The sequence below is a fragment of the Pseudomonas taiwanensis genome (genome assembly GCF_013393345.1).
Lineage (GTDB): Bacteria > Pseudomonadota > Gammaproteobacteria > Pseudomonadales > Pseudomonadaceae > Metapseudomonas > Metapseudomonas resinovorans_C.
The window spans coordinates 109,545-132,134 of sequence record NZ_QJRF01000067.1; the positions used below are offsets into that span (position 1 = coordinate 109,545).

24 protein-coding genes are annotated in these 22,590 nt (G+C 65.1%); 13 read left to right on the forward strand and 11 right to left on the reverse strand.

Features of this window, described 5'->3' with window-relative positions:
- Positions 1-3: 3 nt before the first annotated feature.
- Complete coding sequence (locus DM872_RS19950) at positions 4-801, forward strand: substrate-binding periplasmic protein (protein ID WP_179061090.1); 798 nt, start codon at positions 4-6, stop codon at positions 799-801.
- Here DM872_RS19950 and DM872_RS19955 read toward each other — a convergent pair.
- The 5 genes from DM872_RS19955 to DM872_RS19975 all read right to left on the reverse strand — a co-directional run bounded on the left by DM872_RS19955 (position 795) and on the right by DM872_RS19975 (position 4,009).
- Positions 795-1,232: a VOC family protein gene (locus DM872_RS19955; protein WP_179061091.1), complete on the reverse strand. Its 438-nt coding sequence runs from the start codon at positions 1,230-1,232 to the stop codon at positions 795-797. The genes DM872_RS19950 and DM872_RS19955 overlap by 7 nt on opposite strands.
- Before the next feature lie 65 nt (positions 1,233-1,297).
- On the reverse strand, positions 1,298-1,960 hold the full coding sequence (locus tag DM872_RS19960; protein ID WP_179061092.1) for a YciC family protein: 663 nt from the start codon (positions 1,958-1,960) through the stop codon (positions 1,298-1,300).
- 75 nt (positions 1,961-2,035) lie between these two features.
- On the reverse strand, positions 2,036-2,515 hold the full coding sequence (locus tag DM872_RS19965; RefSeq protein WP_179061093.1) for a YbaK/EbsC family protein: 480 nt from the start codon (positions 2,513-2,515) through the stop codon (positions 2,036-2,038).
- A gap of 43 nt (positions 2,516-2,558) precedes the next feature.
- Entirely contained in the window at positions 2,559-3,347 is a 789-nt protein-coding gene (locus tag DM872_RS19970; RefSeq protein WP_256873440.1) for a substrate-binding periplasmic protein, read from the reverse strand.
- Positions 3,348-3,448: 101 nt separating this feature from the next.
- Positions 3,449-4,009, reverse strand: coding sequence for a cysteine hydrolase family protein (locus tag DM872_RS19975; protein ID WP_373273726.1), 561 nt, complete (start codon positions 4,007-4,009; stop codon positions 3,449-3,451).
- 90 nt (positions 4,010-4,099) lie between these two features.
- On the opposite strand from DM872_RS19975, the gene DM872_RS19980 reads away from it, so the two are divergent.
- The gene (locus tag DM872_RS19980) at positions 4,100-4,579 is read left to right on the forward strand and encodes an NYN domain-containing protein (RefSeq protein WP_179061095.1); all 480 of its coding nucleotides are present in this window, start codon (positions 4,100-4,102) and stop codon (positions 4,577-4,579) included.
- Between the two features lie 24 nt (positions 4,580-4,603).
- Positions 4,604-5,215: a 3'-5' exonuclease gene (locus DM872_RS19985; RefSeq protein WP_179061096.1), complete on the forward strand. Its 612-nt coding sequence runs from the start codon at positions 4,604-4,606 to the stop codon at positions 5,213-5,215.
- A 525-nt stretch (positions 5,216-5,740) separates the two neighbouring features.
- On the opposite strand, the gene DM872_RS19990 is transcribed toward DM872_RS19985, so the two are convergent.
- Complete coding sequence (locus DM872_RS19990) at positions 5,741-6,217, reverse strand: Lrp/AsnC family transcriptional regulator (protein WP_179061097.1); 477 nt, start codon at positions 6,215-6,217, stop codon at positions 5,741-5,743.
- 162 nt (positions 6,218-6,379) lie between these two features.
- Between DM872_RS19990 and yedA the strand changes: the two genes are divergently transcribed.
- The 8 genes from yedA to DM872_RS20030 all read left to right on the forward strand — a co-directional run bounded on the left by yedA (position 6,380) and on the right by DM872_RS20030 (position 15,867).
- Entirely contained in the window at positions 6,380-7,306 is a 927-nt protein-coding gene (gene yedA / locus DM872_RS19995) for a drug/metabolite exporter YedA (protein WP_179061098.1), read from the forward strand.
- Between the two features lie 61 nt (positions 7,307-7,367).
- Positions 7,368-8,696 (forward strand): DEAD/DEAH box helicase, encoded by a 1,329-nt coding sequence (locus tag DM872_RS20000; protein ID WP_179061099.1) that lies wholly within the window; start codon positions 7,368-7,370, stop codon positions 8,694-8,696.
- 208 nt (positions 8,697-8,904) lie between these two features.
- Positions 8,905-9,729, forward strand: a complete 825-nt coding sequence (locus tag DM872_RS20005) for a response regulator transcription factor (RefSeq protein ID WP_179061100.1) — start codon at positions 8,905-8,907, stop codon at positions 9,727-9,729.
- Between the two features lie 507 nt (positions 9,730-10,236).
- Entirely contained in the window at positions 10,237-11,355 is a 1,119-nt protein-coding gene (locus DM872_RS20010; protein ID WP_179061101.1) for an ABC transporter ATP-binding protein, read from the forward strand.
- 57 nt (positions 11,356-11,412) lie between these two features.
- Positions 11,413-12,558: an ABC transporter substrate-binding protein gene (locus DM872_RS20015; RefSeq protein ID WP_179061102.1), complete on the forward strand. Its 1,146-nt coding sequence runs from the start codon at positions 11,413-11,415 to the stop codon at positions 12,556-12,558.
- A 96-nt stretch (positions 12,559-12,654) separates the two neighbouring features.
- Positions 12,655-13,566 (forward strand): ABC transporter permease, encoded by a 912-nt coding sequence (locus DM872_RS20020; RefSeq protein ID WP_179061103.1) that lies wholly within the window; start codon positions 12,655-12,657, stop codon positions 13,564-13,566.
- Complete coding sequence (locus DM872_RS20025) at positions 13,566-14,378, forward strand: ABC transporter permease (protein WP_179061104.1); 813 nt, start codon at positions 13,566-13,568, stop codon at positions 14,376-14,378. Before DM872_RS20020 ends, DM872_RS20025 begins: the two co-directional genes overlap by 1 nt.
- Positions 14,379-14,397: 19 nt before the next feature.
- Positions 14,398-15,867: an aldehyde dehydrogenase family protein gene (locus DM872_RS20030; protein ID WP_179061105.1), complete on the forward strand. Its 1,470-nt coding sequence runs from the start codon at positions 14,398-14,400 to the stop codon at positions 15,865-15,867.
- A gap of 128 nt (positions 15,868-15,995) precedes the next feature.
- On the opposite strand, the gene DM872_RS20035 is transcribed toward DM872_RS20030, so the two are convergent.
- The 5 genes from DM872_RS20035 to DM872_RS20055 all read right to left on the reverse strand — a co-directional run bounded on the left by DM872_RS20035 (position 15,996) and on the right by DM872_RS20055 (position 20,347).
- On the reverse strand, positions 15,996-16,457 hold the full coding sequence (locus DM872_RS20035; protein ID WP_077525159.1) for a PAS domain-containing protein: 462 nt from the start codon (positions 16,455-16,457) through the stop codon (positions 15,996-15,998).
- Positions 16,458-16,460: 3 nt separating this feature from the next.
- On the reverse strand, positions 16,461-17,435 hold the full coding sequence (locus DM872_RS20040) for a response regulator (RefSeq protein ID WP_373273728.1): 975 nt from the start codon (positions 17,433-17,435) through the stop codon (positions 16,461-16,463).
- Between the two features lie 121 nt (positions 17,436-17,556).
- Positions 17,557-17,922: a VOC family protein gene (locus tag DM872_RS20045; protein ID WP_179061107.1), complete on the reverse strand. Its 366-nt coding sequence runs from the start codon at positions 17,920-17,922 to the stop codon at positions 17,557-17,559.
- A 78-nt stretch (positions 17,923-18,000) separates the two neighbouring features.
- Positions 18,001-19,239, reverse strand: a complete 1,239-nt coding sequence (locus tag DM872_RS20050; RefSeq protein WP_179061108.1) for a TIGR03862 family flavoprotein — start codon at positions 19,237-19,239, stop codon at positions 18,001-18,003.
- 184 nt (positions 19,240-19,423) lie between these two features.
- On the reverse strand, positions 19,424-20,347 hold the full coding sequence (locus tag DM872_RS20055; RefSeq protein ID WP_179061109.1) for a histone deacetylase family protein: 924 nt from the start codon (positions 20,345-20,347) through the stop codon (positions 19,424-19,426).
- 70 nt (positions 20,348-20,417) lie between these two features.
- Here DM872_RS20055 and DM872_RS20060 point away from each other — a divergent pair, with 70 nt between their 5' ends.
- Together DM872_RS20060 and DM872_RS20065 are read left to right on the forward strand one after the other, a co-directional pair.
- Positions 20,418-20,978 carry a GNAT family N-acetyltransferase gene (locus DM872_RS20060; RefSeq protein WP_179061110.1) on the forward strand — a complete coding sequence of 187 codons (561 nt, stop codon included), beginning with the start codon at positions 20,418-20,420 and terminating at the stop codon, positions 20,976-20,978.
- A complete protein-coding gene (locus DM872_RS20065) occupies positions 20,975-22,579 on the forward strand; it encodes a nitroreductase family protein (protein ID WP_179061111.1) in 1,605 nt (534 codons plus the stop codon). The genes DM872_RS20060 and DM872_RS20065 overlap by 4 nt, the downstream gene beginning before the upstream one ends.
- Positions 22,580-22,590: the final 11 nt, after the last annotated feature.

Here is a 22,590-nt window from a genome sequence, read left to right on the forward strand (position 1 = left end):
GGCATGCAGCTGGGCGTAGCCCTCTGGTCATTCCTGGCCTTGATGTCCAAAACGGTGCGTCTCCGGCTTGCAAGCCTGTTGTTGTTGCCTGCCCTGGCCGTTGCCGACAACCCGCCTCCGCTGCGCGTGATGACTGACGTTTGGCCGCCTTTTCGCATCGCCAGCGAAGCGGGGCAGCTGCGCGGCCTGGACATGGACCTGCTGGCCGAGCTTGAGCGCCGCACCGGGCTGCGCTTCGAGGTGCAGCGCGCACCCTGGTCGCGGGGGTTGGCCGCGCTGGAGAAGGGCTCGGCGGACCTGATGACCGGGCTTGCCCGTACGGCGGAGCGCGAGCGCTATATCGACTATCTTGAGCGGCCCTATTTCACCTGTGCGCCGCGCTTCTACAGCCTCCCCGAGCTGGCCCAGCGCGTTTCCGGTTACCCACAGCTGGGTCAGTACGACATCGGTTTCGTAAGGGGCTCGGCCTATTTCGAACCCTTCGACTCCGACCAGGCGCTGCGCAAGGTCGGGGTCGGTAACGAAGGGCAATTGCTCGACATGCTGCGCCACAAGCGGTTGCAGCTGGTGATCGGTACCGACTGCCAGGTGGACTACGAACTGCTGGGCGATCCGGCGTTGGCCGGGCGCATCGTCAAGCTCGCCTACCGGCCGCCGGCCCGCACCGAACTCTTCCTCGGCTTCTCGCGCCAGCGGCCGCTGCAGGCCCAGCGCGCAGCCATTGCCCAGGCGCTTGGGCAGATGATCGACGAGGGCTGGGTGCTGGACGCCGCGCGGCGCTACCGTCCTGGCGCTCAGTGAGCGTGGGGCTCGACGTACAGTTCGTAGCCCGAATCCAGTTCCATGTCCCAGAACGCTGCTTCGATTTTGTGCCCGTCCAGGTCGCGGACAAAGCAGCCGTAGTAGGGCTCGCCATACTCCGGACGCGGTCCGGGCTCGCCATCACCCTGGGCGCCGGCGTCCAGTGCCGCTTCGAAGAAGGCCCGTACCGCTTCCTTGCTGGGGGCGAAGAAGCCGATGTGGGTGCCGTTGCCGACGCTGGCCGGTTTCCCGTCGATGGGAGATTGCACCCAGAACTCCGGATACTCGCGGCCGTACGCCACGGCTCCGGGGTGCTCCATGATGCGCTTGCAGCCCAGGGTGGGCAGGACTTTGTCGTAGAACGCGACGGCGCGGGAGAAGTCGTTGGTGCCCACCGAGATGTGGGACAGGATGCTGGGGTTCTCGGCCACGGGAAATCCTCCTTGAGTGGACTGAAAAGCCTAGCAGCCTGCTGAAAAACTATGCGGTTCGACGCTCACTGTTCGACCGGGCGTTCCGTCACCAGGGTGAACATCCGGTACAGCGCAATGCTGACGAACAGCTGGAAGAAGCTGTTGAAGCTTTCCAGGATCACCGTGCCCACCGGATCGGGGTTCTCCCCGAGCTCACGATAGGCGAACCAGTCCACCACCCAGATCGGCCCCATCACCAGCAGCACGCAGGCGAGGATGGTCCAGAAGTGTCCAGCGGTCAGGGTGAAGCTTTCCTTGATGGCATCCAGCGGGGACCTGCCCTCCAGCACCAGCAGGTACTCGGCGAAGGCCAGTTTGATCATCACGTAGAGCCCGGGAATGATCAGCATCCAGGCCCCGACCATGATCAGCAGGGTGCTGATGGCCGCCAGCACGGCGAAGGACGGCCAGCGGAACAGGGCCATCTCCAGCACTTGCCGGGGCTTGAGGCGGATGCGGTGGCTGCGGCTGTCGACAAAGATGATCAGCGCACCGACGTAGAGCGGGTAGAACAGCATGCTGACGATGATCGACGCACCCTGGGATTTGTCGGGGCCGAGCCAGGCGACCAGGCCCTGCTGGGCTATGGCTTCGGTGAGGATCGCCGGCAGGCAGAGCAGGGCGATTTCCCCGGCGTTGCGGGAGAAGAAATACCAGGAGGCGCGCAGCAGCTCGAACGGATTCATCAGCGGGCATTCACATCTTGCGGCAGTGGGTCTTGGGCACTTTAGCCCAAGCCTGCGCAGCCTCCAAAGGGCGCTTCACTCGGAACGGTAGTGCAGGACGCGGTTGGGTAATTGCGGCAACAGACGGGCGAGGTCGGCGGTTGCCACTTCCAGGGTGTACTCCGGCGGGCCGGGGGAATAGATCAGGAAGTCGTGGCGGAAGATCGCCTCGTCGAATACCAGCGCGATTTCCTCTGCATGACCCAGGGGACAGGCGCACTGGGGGACGCAACCGGTCAGCGCTACCAGCTCTTCGTCGCTGGCAATGCTGGGCCGAGCGCCCAGCAGTGCCTTGAGCTGGGCCCAGTCGGCGCGCGCGCCTTCCAGGGTCACCAGCATCGCGTAGCCGCCGTTCTTCAGGCGCAGGAACAGGCTCTTGCTTTCCACTCCGCGCAGGCCGAAGCGCTCGCGCACCGCATGCGCGGTGGGATAGTCGAGCACGGGTTCGTGGCTGACTTCCCGGTAGCGGATAGCGTGTTCGTCGAGCAGGGTCAGGTTGCGGGCGTGGAGCGACATCGGATATCCGGGGGACGAGAATCGGGAGCGCCATCATAGTCGCTCACGGAGGGCTGAGATCATCCAGTCCTGCCTCATGCAGGACCTGGCGCTCGATTTCCTGCAGACGACCCTTCTGCGCCATGTGCCGCAGCACCTCCTCCAGGCGCGGCGCCAGGTCGCGATGGCGCGGGTTCAGGTAGTGGTGCATGGAGAAGCGCTCCAGTACCGGATGCAGTGGCTGGATACCGCGCATGCCGCTCTGACGCAGGATGCACATGCCCGAGTAGTAATCCTCCACATGCACGTCGACGCGGCCACCGGCGAGCTTGCGCATGCCGTTCTCGGCCCCGTTGGACGGCGACATCCGCACCCCCTTGAGTCGCAGTTCCAGGGCCGCCTTGCCGCGCTCGAAACCGACGAGGTACGGCTTGAGGCTGGACCAGCCGCGCAGTTGCAACGGGCGATTGGCGAAGGCCACCGCATAGGATTCGAACAGCGGAGTGCGGATCAGCAGCAGGTCGCTGCGCTGCTCGGCCACCAGCCGGGTACGGCACAGCTCGCCGTCATTCAGGCCGCGCTCGGCATACTGCAGGGCACGGGCGGCGGGTGCGGCGCGGGTTTCGATACTGATGCCCAGCTCGCTATAGGCTTCCACGAGGATGCGCTTGCAGATCTGGAACAGCGGCAGGCCCTGATCGGGAAACGCACTGAAAACCAGACGCGCCTCGGCATGGCCGGGTGCGGACAGGAGCAGCAGGGCAAGCAGGCAGCATCCATGAACACGCATTGCACTAAAGCCCTGGGGCACGGCCTGCGGCTGGAGTGACTGCCAGACGGCGCCGCCTGCCATGGCGGGCACCTTGCTCCCTGCAACAGACCCATGCGGTGGGTCACGGCGTCTTCCCCGTTCTCGATACGTGCGGGGTTAGCTGAAACTATAGACGCCCGTCTTCAGGGTGTTGGCCAGTTCGCGAGCAGTTCGTCCGTGCACAACACGCGGGCGTACTCGCCTTGCAGGTTGGCCATGGCCATGTCGTGGACCTCGTCGGCGCTGCGCGGGCGGCCGGCGAAGTCGGCCTTGGCGAAGGTGTAGCAGGCGTCCGCGACGACGGTGGTCGCGAAACCCAGGTTGCCAGCGCTGCGGGCCGTGGCTTCCACCGAGTTCTCGCTGGCCACGCCGACGATCACCAGCGCATCGATGCCGCGCACTCGTAGCCAGTGCTCCAGCCCGCTGGCGATGAAAGCGTCGGGAACGTTCTTTTCCAATATCTGCTCGCGCTCCCGGGGCATGAACTCGGGTTGGAAGAGGGCGCCTGGTTGGCCGGGCGCGAATACCGAATCCGCCTCCCGCGAAATGTGGCGGATATGCACCAGCGGCCAGCCGGATTCGCGCCAGCGTGCCAGCAGGGCTGCGATGCGGACTTCGGCATCGGGGTTGTTGCGCGGCTTGTCCAGGCGGCGGATACCCTGCTGCTGATCGATGATCAGCAGGGCACCGGGAGTGTTCTGCACGGTCGTATCCACTTTCCGTTCCCTGAGGCTGGCATACTGGCCGCAATCTACCCTTATCAAGTCGCCGCCAGCCAGCGGCGAGGAGCCGCGTTGAAGAAAATCGCCGTATTCGCCGACGTGCAGAATCTGTATTACACGGTGCGCCATGCCTACGGCTGCCACTTCCACTACGGCGCGTTCTGGCAGAGCGTCAGTGCCGAAGGGGACATCGTCGAAGCCAGCGCCTACGCCATCGACCGCGGTGATCCCAAGCAGCAGCAGTTCCAGCAGATCCTTCGCAACCTGGGCTTCAACGTGAAGCTCAAGCCGTTCATCCAGCGCGCCGACGGTTCGGCCAAGGGTGACTGGGACGTTGGCATCACCATCGACGTGCTCGATGCCGCGCCCAGGGTCGACCTGATCGTGCTGGCCTCGGGTGATGGCGACTTCGACCTGCTGCTGGAGCGGGTGGCCCAGGCCCATGGCGTGGAGACCCTGGTGTATGGCGTGCCCGGCCTGACTGCGCAATCGCTGATCCGTGCCGCCAGCCGCTACCAGCCCATCGAAAATTCTCTGCTGAAGCGCAACTGAACCGCTTCCAACCTGGAACATCCCGTGGACCCCATAGCTGTCATCGACTTCGAAACCACCGGCATCACGCCGGGTAATGATTGCCGCGCCACCGAAATCGGCGTCGTCATCCTGGAGAACGGGCGCATCGTCGATCGCTACCAGAGCCTGATGAACGCCGGCGTCCCGATACCCGCCTTCATCCAGGGCCTCACCGGCATCACCAACGCCATGGTGCGTGAGGCACCGCCGGCGGCGCAGGTGATGGGCGAGGCGGCTGACTTCATCGGCGATCTGCCGCTGCTGGCGCACAACGCGTCCTTCGACCAGAAGTTCTGGGATTACGAGCTGGGGCGCATTGGGCGCTCCCGACGTCAGGCGTTCGCCTGCTCATTACTGCTCGCCCGGCGCCTGTTGCCCGAAGCGCCCAACCACAAGCTCGGCACCCTCAACAGCTGGGCGCGCCTGCCCGACACCGGCAAGGCCCACCGGGCATTGGCCGACGCCGAAATGGCCGCCAACCTCACCCTGCACCTGGCAGGCCGTCTACGGGAAACGCATGGGATCAGCGCGGTGTCGCACCAGCTCTTCTGTACCTTGCAAAAGGTGCCAGCAGCAAAGATTCCCGAAGCGCTCAGGCGCCATCGGGAAGCCTGACCCGCTTTTGTAGGTTGGTCCGAGCTCGGCGAGGCCCAACGATTCCGGGTCGGGTCCGCCTGTTGGGCCTCGCGGGGCTCGGACCAACCTACAGGTATTCAGCCCTTTGCCGTGCGCAGGGTTTCCACCTTGCCGCGCTCCTGGAGCACGCCTTGTAAAAAGTGCCAGCGGCAAAGATTCCCGAAGCGCTCAGGCGCCATCGGGAAGCCTGACCTGCTCTTGTAGGTTGGTCCGAGCTCGGCGAGGCCCAACGATTCCGGGTCGGGTCCGCCTGTTGGGCCTCGCGGGGCTCGGACCAACCTACCAAAAGCTCAGCCTTTTACCGTACGCAGGGTTTCCACCTTGCCGCGCTCCTGGAGCACGCCTTGTAAAAAGTGCCAGCGGCAAAGATTCCCGAAGCGCTCAGGCGCCATCGGGAGGGCTGAACTGCTTTTGTAGGTTGGTCCGAGCTCAGCGAGGCCCAACGATTTCGGGGCGGGTTCGCCTGTTGGGCTTCGCTTCGCTCTGCACCAACCTACAGGACGCTCAGCCTTTTACCGTACGCAGGGTTTCCACCTTGCCGCGCTCCTGCAGCACGCCGGGAATCCGTTGCTCGAAGGGCGTGGAGAGGATGAGAGACGTCTTGGTCGCGCCGAACTTGCCGATCTGGTCGATCAGGTCCTGCAACTCCGGCATCGACGACACGGCCGCTTTGATCAGCAGACAGGCATCGCCGGTGACGCGGTGGCAGAGGTTCAACTGCGGGATCTGCTCCAGGGCTTCCTGGGTGCGTTTGTAGTCGCGGTCGGTGATGCGCAGTTCGATCACGCACTCGATGGGCAGGCCCAGTTTCGCCAGGTCCACGCTGGCGTGGTAGCCGGTGATCAGGCCGCTGGCTTCCAGCTTGGCCACCCGGTCGGCCACCGCCGGTGGCGACAGGTTGACCCGGCGTGCCAGGTCGGCGAATGACGCGCGGCCATTCTCGATAAGCGCCGCGATCAGCAGGCGGTCGTATTTATCCACAGGGACCTCCGAAATCAGCTTCTGTCGAATCGACGGTAGAAGCCGTTGAAAACAGTTCTTTCAAAGGCAAGGGGCGCGATGAATAAGGCTTTCATCCTTATTTCGCCCGGCTTGCCTTACTTAGAATAGACACCTCATTCCTGCCTGTGTCGAGTTCCGATCATGCCTGCGCGCCGCTTTCCGCTCCTGCTCATAGGGGCCTTCATCGCTCTCTACCTGATCTGGGGTTCCACTTACCTGGCGATTCGCATCGGCGTGGAATCCTGGCCACCGATGTTGATGGCCGGCGTCCGCTTCGTGGTCGCGGGCGCACTGATGTACGGCTTCCTGCGCTGGCGCGGCGTTCCCAACCCGAGCTGGCAGGAATGGAAGTCCGCCGCAGCCATCGGCTTCCTGCTGCTCAGTTGCGGCAACGGTGGCGTCACCCTGGCCGAAGACCTTGGCGTAGCGTCCGGCGTTGCCGCCCTGGCGGTGGCCACGGTACCGCTGTTCGCCCTGCTGTTCGGGTTGATCTGGGGGCAGCGCACCACGCGCCTGGAATGGGCCGGCATTCTCCTCGGATTGATCGGAATCGGCCTGCTCAACCTCGGCTCCAACCTCCAAGCCAGCCCCCTGGGCGCCGTCCTGATCATCTTCGCCGCGGCGGCCTGGTCCTTCGGCTCCATGTGGAGCAAGAACCTCAAGCTGCCCGCCGGCCCCATGGCCAGCGCGGCGGAAATGCTCGCCGGCGGCGTCGCGTTGCTGATTGGCAGCCTGCTGAGTGGCGAGCGTCTGGTTGCCGCACCGACCCTCGCCGGTTGGGGCGCACTGGCCTACCTGATCGTGTTCGGTTCCATCATTGCCTTCAGCTCCTACCTCTACCTGCTGAAGAACGTGCGCCCGGCCGCAGCCACCAGCTATGCCTACGTCAACCCGGTGGTGGCGGTGCTGCTGGGGATCGGCTTCGCCGGTGAGAGCATCGGTCTGGAAGAGGGCCTGGCCATGCTGGTGATCATCAGCGCGGTGGTGCTGATCGGCCTGCCGCAATGGCGCGAGCGCAACGAAGCGAAGGTGCAGAAGGGCGATGGGATGGAACAGCAGACCAGTTGATCCCGGAGACCACGGGCAGCCTGATAGAATTGCGCCTTTTCCGCACACTATGGCTGCCCCAATGACCTTCGCTTCCCTCGGCCTGATCGAACCCCTGCTGCGCGCCACCGAGGCGCTTGGCTACAAGACCCCGTCGCCGGTGCAGGCCGAAGCGATTCCCGCCGTCCTCAAGGGCCGTGACCTGATGGCCGCGGCCCAGACCGGTACCGGCAAGACCGCTGGCTTCGCCCTGCCGCTGTTGCAGAGGCTGACCCAGGAAGGCCCGGAGGTCGCCAGCAACTCGATTCGCGCGTTGGTACTGGTGCCCACCCGTGAGCTGGCCGAACAGGTCAACGAAAGCTTCCGCGTCTACGGCCAGCATCTGCCGCTGCGCAACTACGCGGTCTACGGCGGCGTCAGCATCAACCCGCAGATGATGAAGCTGCGCAAGGGCATCGACGTCCTGGTCGCTACGCCCGGCCGGCTGCTCGACCTCTATCGGCAGAACGCCGTGAAGTTCAACCAGCTCCAGACGCTGGTGCTGGATGAGGCCGACCGCATGCTCGACCTGGGCTTCGCCCGCGAGCTGGACGATCTCTTTACCGCGTTGCCGAAGCGCCGCCAGACCCTGCTGTTCTCCGCCACCTTCTCCGATGCCATCCGCCAGATGGCCCGCGAACTGCTGCGCGATCCGCTGTCCATCGAAGTCAGCCCGCGCAATGCGGCGGCCAAGAGCGTGCGCCAGTGGCTGATCCCGGTGGACAAGAAGCGCAAGAGCGAGCTGTTCCTGCACCTGCTGGAAGATCGCGGCTGGGGCCAGGTGCTGGTCTTTGTGAAAACCCGCAAGGGCGTCGATCAACTGGTGGATGAACTCCAGGCCCGGGGCGTCAGCGCCGAGTCGATCCATGGCGACAAGCCGCAGCCGTCGCGCCTGCGTGCACTGCAGGCCTTCAAGGCCGGCGAGGTGCAGATACTGGTCGCCACCGATGTCGCGGCCCGTGGCCTGGACATCGACGACCTGCCGCTGGTGGTCAATTTCGATCTGCCCATCGTCGCCGAGGATTACGTGCACCGTATCGGCCGTACCGGTCGCGCTGGTTCCACGGGTGAAGCGGTATCGCTGGTCTGCGCCGACGAGGTACAACTGCTGGCGTCCATCGAGGTGCTTATCCGCCAGACCATCCAGCGCCGCGACGAGCCGGATTTCTTCCCCGATCACCGCGTGCCCGTTACAGACGCCACCGGCCAGGTGATCAAGAAGCCGAAGAAGCCCAAGAAGCCGAAGGAGCCCCAGGCTGGCGCTGCCAAACCGGGCAAGGGCGCGGCACTGGGCCGCTGGGTCGACAGCGAGAAGCCCAAGGTCAAAGCGGTGCGCAAGTCACCCGGCTTCGGTAAGGCGAAGAAAGGCTGATCGTGGCTCCGGGCGTCACCTGATTGTGGTGATGGGTGACGCCTGATGGGGCAGTGGGAACCGGAATGGGGCAGGGCAGGGAACCGGCACCCCCGTACTAGAAGGCCTCGGCGGGCTTTCAGGATATTGGCTCACTTCCTGCATTTCTGTGCGAAATGCTGAACGCCTATAGTGATTGAAGCGCAGCCCAACCTCAGGCATTTCCCACATGCGCCACAAGGAACTCAAACACTGGACCACCGGTGTTGCCCACCTGCTTTCCCAGCCCGCCGGACGGGCGCGTCTGCTCGGCCTCAGCCAGTGGCTGCAGCAGGTCTGCCATGTCGACCATTTCGTGCTCTTCGTCTACGAAGGCAACCATCGGCCGCTGGCGCTGTTCGATACCTTTCCACCGGACAAGCGCCACGTGTACGTCGAGGATTACCAGGTCGGCCCCTACCTGCTCGATCCCTTCTACCTCGCCTGCACGCGCAACCAGGCCTCCGGACTCTGGCGCTTGCGCCAGTTCGCCCCGGACCACTTCTACCTCGGCGAGTACTACGTCACCTACTACCAGCAGACTGGCCTCACTGAAGAAATCGCCTTCTTCATCGACCTGGCCGATGGTGCCAAGGCCGTCCTCTCGCTGATGCGCAGCGCCTGCAGCCCGGCCTACAGCCGCGATGAAATGCAGTTGCTGGACTGCGCCCAACCGGTGGTGGAGCAGGTGGTCAACGAAGCCTGGGAGCAGGCGCGCGCCCATGCGCCGCGCCCGGTGCAGGACCTGGACTACAAGATCCGCGAAGCCTTCGACCAGTTCGGCGCCCACGTGCTGACGGCGCGGGAGCAGGAAGTGGTGCAGATGCTTCTGCGTGGCCACTCCAGCGCATCCGTGGCCGAGCACCTGGCGATCAGCCCCGGCACGGTAAAAATCCATCGCAAGAACATCTACGCGAAGCTCGGCATCGGCAGCCAGTCGGAGTTGCTGGGCCTGTTCGTTCGGGAGCTGGGCGGGCAACGAGATGAGCCCGAAGACCTGCTGAAGGCGGTATAGGTTTATCGCTGTTAGCGATTAAAACACCGTTGATCAATAACCATACAACCTGTTCCTGCCCCAGCTGCCATCGGCCTTCGACGTGGATGCCCACGAGTTATCCACAACGATTTGCACAGAATTTGTGAGTAGCAGCGGTGGGGCGCCGCAACTGCCCAACTTGACGCGGCAGACCTTCGGCCTGCTTGGCGAATGAATTCGCAGGTTGAAGTCGGATTACTGTAGGAGCGAGCTTGCTCGCGAAAAGGTCCCGGCCCGGCTATTCGCGAGCAAGCTCGCTCCTACAGATTCTTATCGCCCCCGCAACGAGGGGGTTGCTCAAAATTTGACCGCAAAGCTCTGGCCCTAGCCCCCCGTGGCCTGCAGCCCACCATCCATAACTTATCCACAATGGATTCCACAGTTTTTGTGGAATGCATATCTATCCCCCGAGGGATATATACAGCCTGGAATCACCATTGCTAGCGTGTTGCCACATGCCAAGAACACCTAAAAAAGGGGCCGGCCGTGAGTGATGCAAGCGAGTTCGTCGATATCGAGTTCCGCAATGTGGTCAAGCGCTATGGCGCGGTCACGGCGGTCAACGGCTTGAACTTCAAAGTCCGGCGGGGCGCGTTCCACTCCTTCCTCGGCAGCTCCGGCTGCGGCAAGACCACGACCTTGCGGATGATCGCCGGCTTCGAGCAGCCCAGCGAAGGCGAGGTGCTGCTGGCCGGGCATTCGGTAGCCGGGATTCCCGCGCACCAGCGGCCGGTGAACATGGTGTTCCAGAGTTATGCACTGTTCCCGCACCTGACGGTGGCGGAGAACATCGCCTATGGCCTGCGCTACCACCAGCCACGCCCGGATCGCGCCGCGCAGCGCCGGATGGCGGACGAAGCCCTGGAAATGGTGCACCTGTCCGGCTTTGGCCAGCGCAAGCCCCACGAACTTTCCGGCGGCCAGCAGCAGCGGGTGGCCTTGGCCCGTGCGCTGGTGAACAAGCCCACCGTGCTGCTGCTGGATGAGCCCCTGGCGGCGCTCGATCGCAAGCTGCGCAAGGAGATGCAATCCGAGTTGCTGCGCCTGCAGCGCGAAGTGGGCATCACCTTCGTGCTGGTCACCCACGACCAGGAAGAGGCGCTGTCCATGAGCGACAGCATCAGCGTCATGCAGGACGGCCAGATCCTCCAGAGCGCCAGCCCCGAGCAGCTCTACGAAACCCCGGCGAGTCGCTATGTGGCGGACTTCATCGGCGAATCCAACCTGTTCGACGGCACCGTGCGGCGCATCGAGAATGGTCGCGTGCTGCTGGACACCACCCACGGCCTGCAACTGGCGAGCCCGCAGACGCCCACCGGCCCCGCCCTCAAGGCCACTGAGCCAGGCTGCATCGCGGTGCGCCCGGAACTGATCGCCATTGGCGCCAGCGAAGAGGCGTTGCCCCGCGAAGTCAGCCTGCCGGGCCAGGTGGTGGACCGCATCTACCTCGGCAACCTCACTGAATACCGCGTACGCACCGAGCCCTTCGGCATCGTCTGCGTGCGCGTGCAACGCCATGGCCAGCACGAGCGTTCGGCCTTCGAACACGGCTCGCCGGTACGCATCGGCTGGGACCAGGCGAGCGGCCTGGCCATGACGCTGTAGAGAGACGCAGTAGGCGAAGGACCAGAACAACCAACCCTTGAAAGGCAGGTGGCAGCAATGGATCGGAAAGACTTCATCAAGCAACTGCGCAGTTGGCAGAACGGCTCCATCAGCCGTCGCGAGTTCCTCGGTCGGACTGGCCTCGGCGTGGCCATGGCGGTAATGGCCGCGAACATGCCGGGCCTGCTCACCAGCAACCGGGCCTTCGCCGCCGAGAAAGGCGCCCTTGGCGACCGCGTGGTCCTGGCTACCTGGCCGAACTATCACAACGCCAACAACTTCGCCGCCTTCGCCGAACAGACCGGCGCCCAGGTACAGATGAACGTGTTCGGCTCCAATGAAGAGATGCTCGCCAAGCTCCAGGCGGGTGGCAGTGGCTGGGACGTCTTCGTGCCCACCAACTACACCATCAGCACCTATGCCGAGCTGGGACTGATCGAGCCGCTGGACCTCTCGCGCCTGCCCAACTTCGATCCGGCCTCCTATGAAAAACGCTTCATGGAGCAGGGCGTGATCAACGGCAAGACCTACGCCGTGCCGAAGAACTGGGGCACCACCGGCTTCGTCTACGACGGCAACAAGATCAAGGCCAGGCCCACCACCTGGAAGGAATTCTGGGAGCTGAGCAAAGGCGAAGCCAACGGCCGGGTGATGGTCCACGACTACCAGCTCACCGTCATCGGCAATGCGCTGAAGTCATTCGGCTACAGCTTCAACTCGCTGGACCCGAAGGAACTGGCCCAGGCCGAGAAGCTGCTGCTGGAGGTCAAGCCGCACCTCTTCGCGATCAACTCCGACTACCAGCCATCGATGCGCAATGGCGATGCCTGGATGTCCATGTGCTGGACCGGAGACGCCTCGCAACTGCATCGCGACATGCCGCAGATGACCTACGTGCTGGGTAGCGAGGGCGGCGAGCTGTGGAGCGATTTCTTCGCCATTCCGAAGAGCGCCGAGCGGCCGGACGCGGCCTACGCGCTGATCAACTTCCTGCTCGATCCGCAGGTGAACAAGCTGGAAGTCGAGGCCCACGGCTATCCCACCGGTGACAAGCGCGTGGATGCGCTGTTGCCCAAGGACTTGCTCGACGACCCGATCATGTATCCCGCAGCCGACTTGCTCAGTGCGCTGGAGTTCGGCGCCGCCGCCACCCTGACCAGCCCGGCGCGAGCGGAACTGATGGCGCGCTTCAAGGCGGCCTGACGCATGGCGTTGTAGGAGCGAGTTCGGCTCGCGAAGGCGTTTGCGAGCAAGCTCGCTCCTACAGCGTCCGCTTCCATGAATCGCAAGGAATCTTCCATGAACGTCGCTCTCAGCGTCCCCGCGCTGGCCGATGCGGGGCAGGCCGTGCCGGTGGAAAGCCGTAGCCTCGCCCGGCGCGTCACGCTGCTCCTGCTGCTGCCGTCCACGCTGTGGTTCCTGCTGCTGCTCCTTCTGCCGCTGGTGATCATCCTGGTCTTCAGCCTCGGCGAGCGCAGCCCGGTGGGAGGCTACAGCGCGGCCCTGACCCTGGAGAACTACCTGAACCTGGGGTCGCGGGCGAAGGCCTTCTACAACACCCTGGTGCTGGCGCCGCTCGGCACCCTGGTGTGCCTGGTGGCGGCCTACCCGCTGGCCTATTACCTGGCGGTGAAGGTGCAGCGCAGCCGTTCGCTGCTGCTGACCCTGGTGATCGTGCCGTTCTGGACCAGCTTCCTGATCCGCACCTACGCCTGGATTTTCATCCTCGGCGGCAAGGGCATCCCGGCGCTGCTGGCGATGGTCGGGCTGGAGGATGTGCGCCTGATCAACACCCCGAGCGCGGTGCTGATCGGCATCGTCTACGGCTACCTGCCGCTGATGGTGTTCCCCATCTACGTCAGCCTGGAGAAGCTCGACAAGCGCCTGCTGGAAGCCTCGTCCGACCTTGGCGCCGGCGCCTTCGAGACCTTCCGCCGGGTGACCCTGCCGCTCTCGGCACCCGGCGTCATCACCGGCAGCATGCTGGTGTTCATCCTGCTCATGGGCGAGTTCCTGATCCCGGCGATCCTCGGCGGCGGCAAGGTGTTCTTCGTCGGCAACGCCCTGGTGGACCTCTTCCTGCAATCGCGCAACTGGCCATTCGGCAGCGCGGTGGCGATGACCCTGGTGGCGATGATGCTGGTGATCATCGCCCTCTACCTGAAGCTGGTGGCGCGCTATGGCAAGCGCGGCACGGAGGGGATGCTCTGATGTGGCTGCGCAGCTATTCCACCTCGCTCTACCTGTTCCTGTACGCGCCCATCGCGCTGATCGTGCTGTTCTCCTTCAATGCCGGGCGCAGCGGGCTGTCGTTCGAATGCTGCTCGGTGCAGTGGTTCGGCCGCGCCTTTAGCAACCCCTTCATCATGGAATCCCTGGGTACCAGTGCGCTGATCGCCTTCAGCTCGGCGCTGATCGCCACGCTGTTCGGCACCCTGGCAGTGTTCGGCCTGCAACGGGCGGGCAAGCGGGTGCGGCTGTTCTTCGACGCCATGACCTATTGCGCGATCATCATTCCGGGCATCGTCATCGGCATCGCCACGCTGATCGCCTTCATCAGCCTGTTCGAAGTGGTCAATCCGCTGCTGGACATGCTGCTGGGAGCCGGCCTGCCGCGTCTGCGCATGGGCTTGTTCACGGTGATCGCGGCGCACTCGCTGTTCACCATGGCGCTGGTGATCGTGATCGTCCGCACCCGTGTCGAGTCCCTCGACAAGGCCCTGCTGGAAGCCTCCGCCGACCTCTACGCACCGCCCCTGGAAACCTTCCGCCGAGTGACCTTGCCGCAGATTGCCCCGGCCATCCTCGCCGGCTTCCTGCTGGCGTTCACCTTCAGCTTCGACGACTTCATCGTCGCGTTCTTCGTCGCCGGATCGGAAACCACTTTGCCGATCTACATCTTCTCGTCGATCCGCCGGGGCATCACGCCGGAGATCAATGCCATTTCGACGGTGATCATCTGCGTCTCCCTGGCGCTGCTGTTCACCTCCCGCTACCTGCAGAACCGCCGCAGCGGCGCCTGAGCGCCCATGGAGCAGAGCCATGCGTGACCAGTTGTACATCAACGGGCAATGGGTCCGTCCCGACCTGGGCGGCTATTTCGAAGTGCTGGACCCCAGCAGCGGCGACCTGATCCAGCGGGTGCCGGCGGCCACCGAGGAAGACATCGACCACGCCGTGCATGCTGCCCGCCAGGCCTTCAACCGTGGCTGGGGCCAGAGCAGCGGGGCCGAGCGCGCCGGCTGGCTGGAGGCCCTGGCCAACGAGCTGGAGAGTCGCCAGGATGCCTTGGCGGTGCTGGAAGTGCGTGACAACGGCAAACCCCTCCCGGAGGCGCAATGGGACATCGCCGACGCCATCGGCTGCTTCCGCTACTACGCCGAGCTGGCGCGGGAACTGGACAGTCGCCAGGACGAGCCGCTGGCACTGCCGGATGATCGCTTCAGCTGCCGCATCCGCCACGAGCCGGTGGGGGTGGCGGGGCAGATCATCCCCTGGAACTACCCTCTGCTGATGGCGTCCTGGAAGGTCGCCCCGGCCCTTGCGGCAGGCGCCACCTGCGTGCTCAAACCATCGGAACTGACGCCGCTGACCGCCCTCGAACTGGCCGGCGCCGCCGAGCGTATCGGCCTGCCTTCCGGCGTGCTCAACGTGGTGACAGGACTGGGCAGTGAGGCGGGCGGCCCGCTCAGCCAGCACCCCGGCGTGGATAAGCTGGCCTTCACCGGTAGCGTGCCGACGGGGGCGAAGATCATGTCGGCGGCGGCGGCCGACATCAAGAACATCAGCCTGGAGCTGGGCGGCAAGTCGGCCTTCATCGTCTTCGATGACGCCGATGTGGAAGCCGCCGTGGAATGGATCATGTTCGGCATCTTCTGGAACCAGGGGCAGGTGTGCAGCGCGACCTCGCGCCTGCTGGTGCAGGAGGGTGTCGCCAACCGGCTGATCGAGCGCCTGGTCGACGAGACGCGGCGCATCACCATCGGCCCGGGCCTGGAGCGCGGCGTGCTGCTCGGGCCGCTGGTCAGCGCCGGGCAGTATCAGAAGGTCATGGGCATGATCGAACAGGGCCGCCAGGAAGCTAGCCTGCTCACCGGCGGCAAGCGCCCTATGCATCTGTCCCATGGCTACTTCGTCGAGCCGGCGGTGTTCGACGAGCCGGCGGACAACAGCCGTATCTGGCGTGAGGAAATCTTCGGCCCGGTGCTGTGCGTAAAACGCTTCAAGACCGAGGCCGACGCCCTGCGCATGGCCAACGACAGCCGCTTCGGCCTGGCCGCCGCGGTGATGAGCGCCGACCTCGACCGCGCCGCGCGGGTGGCCAACGGCCTGCGCGCTGGCATCGTCTGGGTCAACTGCTCGCAGCCGACCTTCAGCCAGGCGCCCTGGGGCGGCATGAAGCAGAGCGGTATCGGCCGCGAACTGGGCCGCTGGGGGTTGGACAACTACCTGGAGGTGAAACAGGTCACCGAGTACAGAAGCCAGGAGCGGTGGGGGTGGTACATCAAATAGGGAAACGTTGGGGGTGAAATCGGTGTGGGAGCGAATTCATTCGCGAATGGGGCGCTCTGCGCCCCCTGGGCAGGGCAGGCCTGCGGCCTGCATCGCGATTGAAATCGCTCCCACAATATACGCAGTGCCTACAAAAAACGCGGACGACTCGTCTCCGCCAACTGCCGTTTCAGTCGCGCCACCTCGGTCATGTCGGTGATCAGCAGGCATACGCGCTCCACCTTTCCACCTGCGGCAGCCAGCGGCAGGATGGTGAGGTTCTGGTACATGAAATCTTCTTCACCAGTGATCGGCCGGTAATTCTCGAAACGGATCAGGTAAGGCCGCTGTTCCCACAGGCTGAAGGCGCGGGTGCCGAGTTGCAGCACGCTGTCCACCTTGCGCCGTAGCCAGTTGCGTTCGATCTCCGGGAACAGCTCGAAAATGTTCTTGCCGTGTACCCGGTCGGGGCCGAGGCCCGAGTGGTTCTCCATGAAGCTGTTCCATACCTCGACGCGGTACTGGCGGTCCAGGACCACCACGCCGACGTCCAGGCACTGGACGATGTCGAGCAGCCAGTGGAGTTCCTTGAAATCGATCTGTGCCGGCATGGATCAGTCCATCAGGTAGTGGATCTTCTGGGTCAGGCGCGCGATGGAGGTCTCGGTGAAGAGCAGCAGCAGGTCGAAGTGCAGGTTGTGATCTTCGATGGCGTAGCTGATCTCCACTGCCAGCGTCTTGCGCCAGCGCCGGTTGTTGAGCTGGAACAGTCGCTCGATGGAGCTGTGCCGGCCGAGCAGTTGCGGATGGCCCTGGGAGAAACGCACGTCGATCTGCTCGGCGATGCCGGCCAGGCAGGCGCCGATCAGGATGCTCGCGAGGTCGAGTTGCATCTCCGCCTCGTCGTGCTCGCCTTGTGGCTGCCAGCCAAGCAGGCGCGCCACTTCGGCACTCTCTGCGTCGTGGAACAGCAGCAGCGCCTCGCCGGCGATGGATTCCCCGATGAAGCCCTGGCACACCGCCGACAACCGCTCGCCGCGCTGGGCATCGGCCAGGGCCATGTGCAGTTCACTGACTTCGAACAAATTGACGTTGGGCACCGGCAGTTGCACGAACACCCCGAGCACGCGTGCGAGCAGGGCGGCGGCGCGGCCCATGGCAACGTTGCTGACCTCGCGCAGGGCGTCGCGGAAGTTCACCCGCAGGTCCGGATCGTGGCGTCCGGGCACCCCGGTGACCGGGCTGGTGGACGGCGCCGGGCGCAACAGGCCGAGGCGGATCAGGGTCTCGCGCAATTCGTCTGGGTCGGCCGGCTTGCGGATGAAAGCCAGGGCGCCGAGATCGTGGACGCGGCGCTGGGCTTCTTCCTGGATATCACCAGATACGACCACCACCCTGGATTTCAGGCCTTCTGCGCGAATCCGGCTGAGGACCTGATAGCCATCCAGCACCGGCATGGTCAGGTCCAGCAGGACCACCTGGCCATGACCGTGGCGGATGGCTTCAAGCGCTTCTTCACCGTTGCTGGCCTGGGTGATATGCACCGGCCAATCCAGCGGCAGCGCGCGAATCAACTGCTTGCGCGCCATCATCGAGTCGTCGCAGACGAGGAGGGGGATCACCTTGGGGGCACCGCATGAAGAAAGCTGGGCTCAGGGCAAGCATAGACGCTGGCCGCGTGCCAACCGGCACCTCGCGGCCAGCTTCCGATCAGATGTTCTGTCCGATGCGCCAAAGGACGCCGCTGGGGTCGATGAGGACAAAATCGCGCATCCGCCAGGGCTGATCCTGGGGGGGCACCACCCGCAGGCCGTAGCGCTCGATCACGCCCGAGGCTTGCACGTGCTGCCACCAGGCTTCAACGTCCTTCACCTGCAAATGCATCATCAGGTTCTCCGCAAACTCCTTGGTGTAGAAGTTCTGCAGGAGGAAGGCATTGTGGCCGTATCGGAAGTAGCTGACCTCGTCCGAAGTACTGCACATTTCGAAGCCGAGTTCGCGGTAGAAATCCTTGCTCTGTGCGTAATCCTTCGCCGGAACGAAGGCCTTGATCTCGATGGTGTCCAGTGTGCTCATTGGGTGTTCCATGACAGTGGCTGGAAAACGAGCCATCACGGTGGCAGGTGGCCCTCTGACGGGGCCTGGCGAGCGATGCTACTCCAGTGCACCCGGGCGCGATAGCCAGCGCAATACGCCTTGCGCGGCGACTCGACCACTGGCGAAGCAGGCTGTGAGCAGGTAGCCGCCGGTAGGCGCTTCCCAGTCGAGCATTTCCCCTGCGCAGAACACACCCGGCAGGCGCTTGAGCATCAATCCGTCATCCATCGACGCGAACGGCACTCCACCGGCGGTACTGATGGCCTCGTCCAGCGGACGCGCCCGCACCAGCGTCAGTGGCAGCGCCTTGAGCGTCGCCGCAAGTCGCAAGGGGTCGAGGAAGTCGTCCTTGGCCGACAGCTCCCGCAAAAGACCGGCGCGGGCGCCATCGATGCCCAGCTGGCTGTGCAGGTGCTTGGCCATGGAGCGCGACCCGCGTGGACGGGCCAGGGCCTTGGCAATCTTTTCCACAGGCTGGCCGGGCAGCAGGTCCAGATGGACGGTGGTACTGCCCTTGGCGTTGATCCGTTCACGGATGGCGGCGGAGAAGGCGTAGATCAGGCTGCCTTCGACGCCGTAGGCGGTGAGCACGAATTCGCCCTGGCGTGCGGGTTCGTCGTCCAGGCGGATCGCCACCGGCTTGATCGGCGCCCCGGAGAATTTCTCCTTGAGCAGCGGGCTCCAGCCGCCCACTTCGAAGCCGCAGTTGGACGGCTGCAACGGCGCGACAGCAATGCCGCGCGACTCCAGCAGGGGAACCCACGCCCCATCCGACCCCAGCCGCGCCCAGCTACCGCCACCCAGGGCGAGCAGGCAGGCATCGGCGTCGACGGCTTTCTCGCCATCCGGCGTAGCGATGCGCAGGGCGCCGTCGTCGGTCCAGCCCAGCCAGCGGCTGCGGGTATGGATGACCACGCCCTGCTCGCGCAGGCGCTTGAGCCAGGCGCGCAACAGCGGAGCGGCCTTCATGTCGGTGGGGAAGACCCGGCCCGAACTGCCGACGAAGGTCTCGATGCCCAGGTCGTGAATCCAGCTACGTAGCTCTTCGGCGCCAAAGCCGTCCAGCAGCGCGGCCACTTCTTCGCGTCGCGCGCCGTAGCGTGCGACGAAGGGCGCCTTGGGTTCAGAGTGGGTGATGTTCATCCCGCCCACGCCGGCCAGCAGGAACTTGCGTCCTACCGACGGCATGGCATCGAACAACTCCACCCGCGCGCCGCCCTGGGCCAGGACTTCGGCGGCCATCAGGCCCGCGGGGCCGCCGCCGATGACGGCGACGAAGGGGGAGGAGTCGTTCATGGGAATGAGTCGAAGCGGGAAATGGGGGAGGGCGCATTCTAATGCACGCCGCTCGGCTGGACACGGCATGTTGTGGGGGCGAATTCATTCGCGATGGGCGGCGAAGCTGCCCCGAGGAAATCTACCGGGCAGGTCTATGGCCTGCTCAGCGATTGAAATCGCTCCCACAGGAAAGGCACATTGCTCAGCGCCCCAACCCCAGCTCCCGCCACACCTTGTCGGCGCTGTGGTGCAGGATGCCATGCCGCCTTGCCAGGGCCGCGCGGTCCTTGCTGTAACCGCCACCGATTACGCCCAGCACCGGGATATCCCGCCCGAGGCAATGGCGGATCACCCGTTCATCACGCTCGGCCACGCCGGCATCGGTCAGTTGCAGGTAGCCGAGCGCATCGTCCTTGTGCACGTCGACGCCCGCGTCGTAGAGCACGATGTCCGGCTGGTACAGCGGCAACAGATAGTTCAGCGCGTCCTCCACCACCTGGAGGTAATCGGCGTCGCCCATGCCCATGGGCAGGGGGATGTCCCAATCGCTATCGGCCTTGCGTGCGGGGAAGTTCTTTTCGCAATGCAGGGAAACGGTGATGGCCTCGGGCGTATCGGCCAGCAGCCGCGCGGTGCCATCGCCCTGGTGCACGTCGCAGTCGAAGATCAGCACCCGCTGCACGCTGCCGGCTTCCAGCAGGTAACGGCTGATCACCGCCAGGTCGTTGAAGATACAGAAGCCCGCCGCATGGTCGAAGTGGGCGTGATGGGTGCCGCCGGCCAGGTGGCAGGCAAGGCCGTGCTTCAGGGCCAGGTCGGCGGTCAGCAGCGAGCCGCCCACCGCACGCACGGTGCGACGCGCCAGCGGTTCGCTCCAGGGCAGACCGAGACGGCGCTGTTCGTCGCGGCCGAGGTCGCCGTCGAGGAAGCGCTGGATGTACGCCGGGCAATGGGCCAGGGCCAGCACCTCGGGCGGGCAGATCTCCGGCCGGTGCAGGCGCTCGTCGGTGGTCAGGCCGCTCTCCAGCAGGTGCTCGTAGAGCAGGCGGAACTTTTCCATGGGGAAGCGGTGCTCCGCCGGGAAGGGCGGGCTGTAGTCGTCGTGATAGACCAGCGGCAGGAACATCGATAGGCACTCGGGGCGGTACGCACGGCAGTATGATTGGGCCTTCGAGCCCACCTCAAGAGACGCGCCCGTGCATCCGATCGAACTCATCACTCCACGACTGCGTCTGCGCGGCTGGCGCGACGACGACCTGCCGGCCTTTGCCGCCCTGAATGCCGACCCGGAGGTGATGCACCACTTCCCCGCCTGCATGACCCGCGGACAGAGCGATGACCTGGCGGCACGCATCCGCGCCCATTTCCGCGACCATGGCTTCGGCCAGTGGGTCGTCGAGCATCGCGGCGATGGCGCCTTCGTCGGCGTGCTCGGCCTGCAGAACGTGAACTTCGAAGCACACTTCACGCCGGCGGTGGAGATCGGCTGGCGGATGATGCGGCGCTTCTGGGGTCAAGGCCTGGCCAGTGAGGCGGCGCAGGCGACCCTGGCTTTCGCCTTCGAACCGCTTCAACTGACGGAGGTGGTGGCCTTCACCGTGCCGGCCAACCTGCGCTCGCGGGCGGTGATGGATCGCATCGGGATGCAACACGACCCCGAGGGCGACTTCGAACACCCGCTCCTGCCTGAAGGACACCCACTGCGCCCGCATGTGCTCTATCGCCTGGGACGCGCCGAGTGGGAAGCGTTGCAATGAACGACGCGGTACGCGGCTATCACGAACTCAGCAAGCATCGCCCTGATCGCTTCGCGCCGGGGCCGGGGCAACTGGACTGGGCGACCCAGCCGGCGCCTTTCCGTCGCTACAGTGGCGCGCGCTTGCTCGAACTCTGGCATCGCCCGCTGGAGGAAACCCCGCCCTACGATGCGGTGTTCGCCGCTCCAGTCGGCGAGCCTGCACCGCTGAGCCGCGACAGCATTTCCCAACTGCTCTACGACAGCCTGGCGGTTTCCGCGTGGAAGGAAGCCGGGGCCAGCAAGTGGGCACTTCGGGTCAATCCATCCTCGGGCAACCTGCACCCCACCGAGGCCTACTTGCTGCTGCCGCCGGGTGCGGTGGAGGAGGGCGGCGTGCTGGCGCATTACGCGCCGGATGCCCATGCCCTTGAAGTCCGCGCCGACCTGCCAGCGCCGTTGGGCGCGCAACTGTCGGCAGCGTTGCCGCCCGGCGGCTTCCTGCTGGCGCTCGCCAGTATTCCCTGGCGCGAAGCCTGGAAGTACGGCGAGCGCGCCTACCGCTATTGCCAGCACGACCTGGGACACGCGCTGGCTGCACTGGCGATTGCCGCATCGGCATTGGGCTGGCAGGTGCGGGTCATGGCCGGCGTTGCCGAAGAGACTCTGGACGGCCTGCTGGGGTTGGATCGTCCCGGCTTCATCGAACCCGAGTTCGCCGATGCCTTGCTGTGGGTCGGGCCGATCCAGGCGCACGAGTTCGCCTTGCCGTCGTCGCTGCTGGAGGGCCTGGCCGCACTTGAGCTGCAGGGCACGGCCAACCGGCTGTCCCGCGAGCAGCGCCAATGGCCGGAGCTGGAGCGGGTCCATGGCCTGTGCCGCGCACCGCGCTTGCCCCTGGCCGAATGGCCGGCCACCACGGCCACCGCGCTTGTGGATAACCCCGGTCTGCCCCTGCGTCCGCTGTTGCACCGCCGGCGCAGTGCCCAATCCCTGGACGGCCGCAGTGGCATCCAGGCGGATCTGCTGCTGGCCTGGCTGCGTCGCCTCATGCCGGCGAACTCGCCGGTCCCCTTCGCCAGCCTCGGTGAAGCGCGGGTCGATCTGCTGCTGTTCGTCCATCGTGTCCAGGGCATGGCGCCCGGCCTTTATTGGCTGGCACGCGGTGCAGCCGCGGAGGCGGAACTGGCGACTGGCATGCGCGAGGATTTCGCCTGGGAGCGGGTCAGCGACGAGCTGCCGCTGTACCGCCTGCTGGAAGGGGACGCCCGTGGCCTGGCGGGCTTTCTCTCCTGCGGCCAGGACATCGCTTCCGACGGTTGCGTTGCCCTGGCCATGCTCGCCCGATTCGACGCTGCCCTGGAACAGGGCGCCTGGCGCTATCCGCGGCTCTATTGGGAATGTGGGCAGATCGGGCAGATGCTTTACCTGGAGGCCGAGGCCGCCGGGTTGTCGGGAACCGGCATCGGTTGCTACTTCGATGATTCGGTACATGAATTGCTGGAAATGGCCGACAGTCGCTGGCAAAGCCTTTACCATTTCACCATTGGCCGAGCGCTGTGGGACGAGCGCCTGACGACGCTGCCGGCCTATCCCGAACTACGACGACCGCCCCGGCCATGACCAGGGCGGCA

What these genes read in the sequence shown, in the direction of transcription:
- DM872_RS19950 (WP_179061090.1), top strand. Translation starts at nt 4, where the DNA reads ATGCAGCTGGGCGTAGCCCTCTGGTCATTCCTGGCCTTGATGTCCAAA.
- DM872_RS19960 (WP_179061092.1), bottom strand. Translation starts at nt 1,960, where the DNA reads ATGAATCCGTTCGAGCTGCTGCGCGCCTCCTGGTATTTCTTCTCCCGC.
- DM872_RS19965 (WP_179061093.1), bottom strand. Translation starts at nt 2,515, where the DNA reads ATGTCGCTCCACGCCCGCAACCTGACCCTGCTCGACGAACACGCTATC.
- DM872_RS19970 (WP_256873440.1), bottom strand. Translation starts at nt 3,347, where the DNA reads ATGGCAGGCGGCGCCGTCTGGCAGTCACTCCAGCCGCAGGCCGTGCCC.
- yedA (WP_179061098.1), top strand. Translation starts at nt 6,380, where the DNA reads ATGCCTGCGCGCCGCTTTCCGCTCCTGCTCATAGGGGCCTTCATCGCT.
- DM872_RS20000 (WP_179061099.1), top strand. Translation starts at nt 7,368, where the DNA reads ATGACCTTCGCTTCCCTCGGCCTGATCGAACCCCTGCTGCGCGCCACC.
- DM872_RS20005 (WP_179061100.1), top strand. Translation starts at nt 8,905, where the DNA reads ATGCGCCACAAGGAACTCAAACACTGGACCACCGGTGTTGCCCACCTG.
- DM872_RS20015 (WP_179061102.1), top strand. Translation starts at nt 11,413, where the DNA reads ATGGATCGGAAAGACTTCATCAAGCAACTGCGCAGTTGGCAGAACGGC.
- DM872_RS20020 (WP_179061103.1), top strand. Translation starts at nt 12,655, where the DNA reads ATGAACGTCGCTCTCAGCGTCCCCGCGCTGGCCGATGCGGGGCAGGCC.
- DM872_RS20025 (WP_179061104.1), top strand. Translation starts at nt 13,566, where the DNA reads ATGTGGCTGCGCAGCTATTCCACCTCGCTCTACCTGTTCCTGTACGCG.
- DM872_RS20030 (WP_179061105.1), top strand. Translation starts at nt 14,398, where the DNA reads ATGCGTGACCAGTTGTACATCAACGGGCAATGGGTCCGTCCCGACCTG.
- DM872_RS20035 (WP_077525159.1), bottom strand. Translation starts at nt 16,457, where the DNA reads ATGCCGGCACAGATCGATTTCAAGGAACTCCACTGGCTGCTCGACATC.
- DM872_RS20040 (WP_373273728.1), bottom strand. Translation starts at nt 17,435, where the DNA reads ATGGCGCGCAAGCAGTTGATTCGCGCGCTGCCGCTGGATTGGCCGGTG.
- DM872_RS20045 (WP_179061107.1), bottom strand. Translation starts at nt 17,922, where the DNA reads ATGAGCACACTGGACACCATCGAGATCAAGGCCTTCGTTCCGGCGAAG.
- DM872_RS20050 (WP_179061108.1), bottom strand. Translation starts at nt 19,239, where the DNA reads ATGAACGACTCCTCCCCCTTCGTCGCCGTCATCGGCGGCGGCCCCGCG.
- DM872_RS20055 (WP_179061109.1), bottom strand. Translation starts at nt 20,347, where the DNA reads ATGTTCCTGCCGCTGGTCTATCACGACGACTACAGCCCGCCCTTCCCG.
- DM872_RS20065 (WP_179061111.1), top strand. Translation starts at nt 20,975, where the DNA reads ATGAACGACGCGGTACGCGGCTATCACGAACTCAGCAAGCATCGCCCT.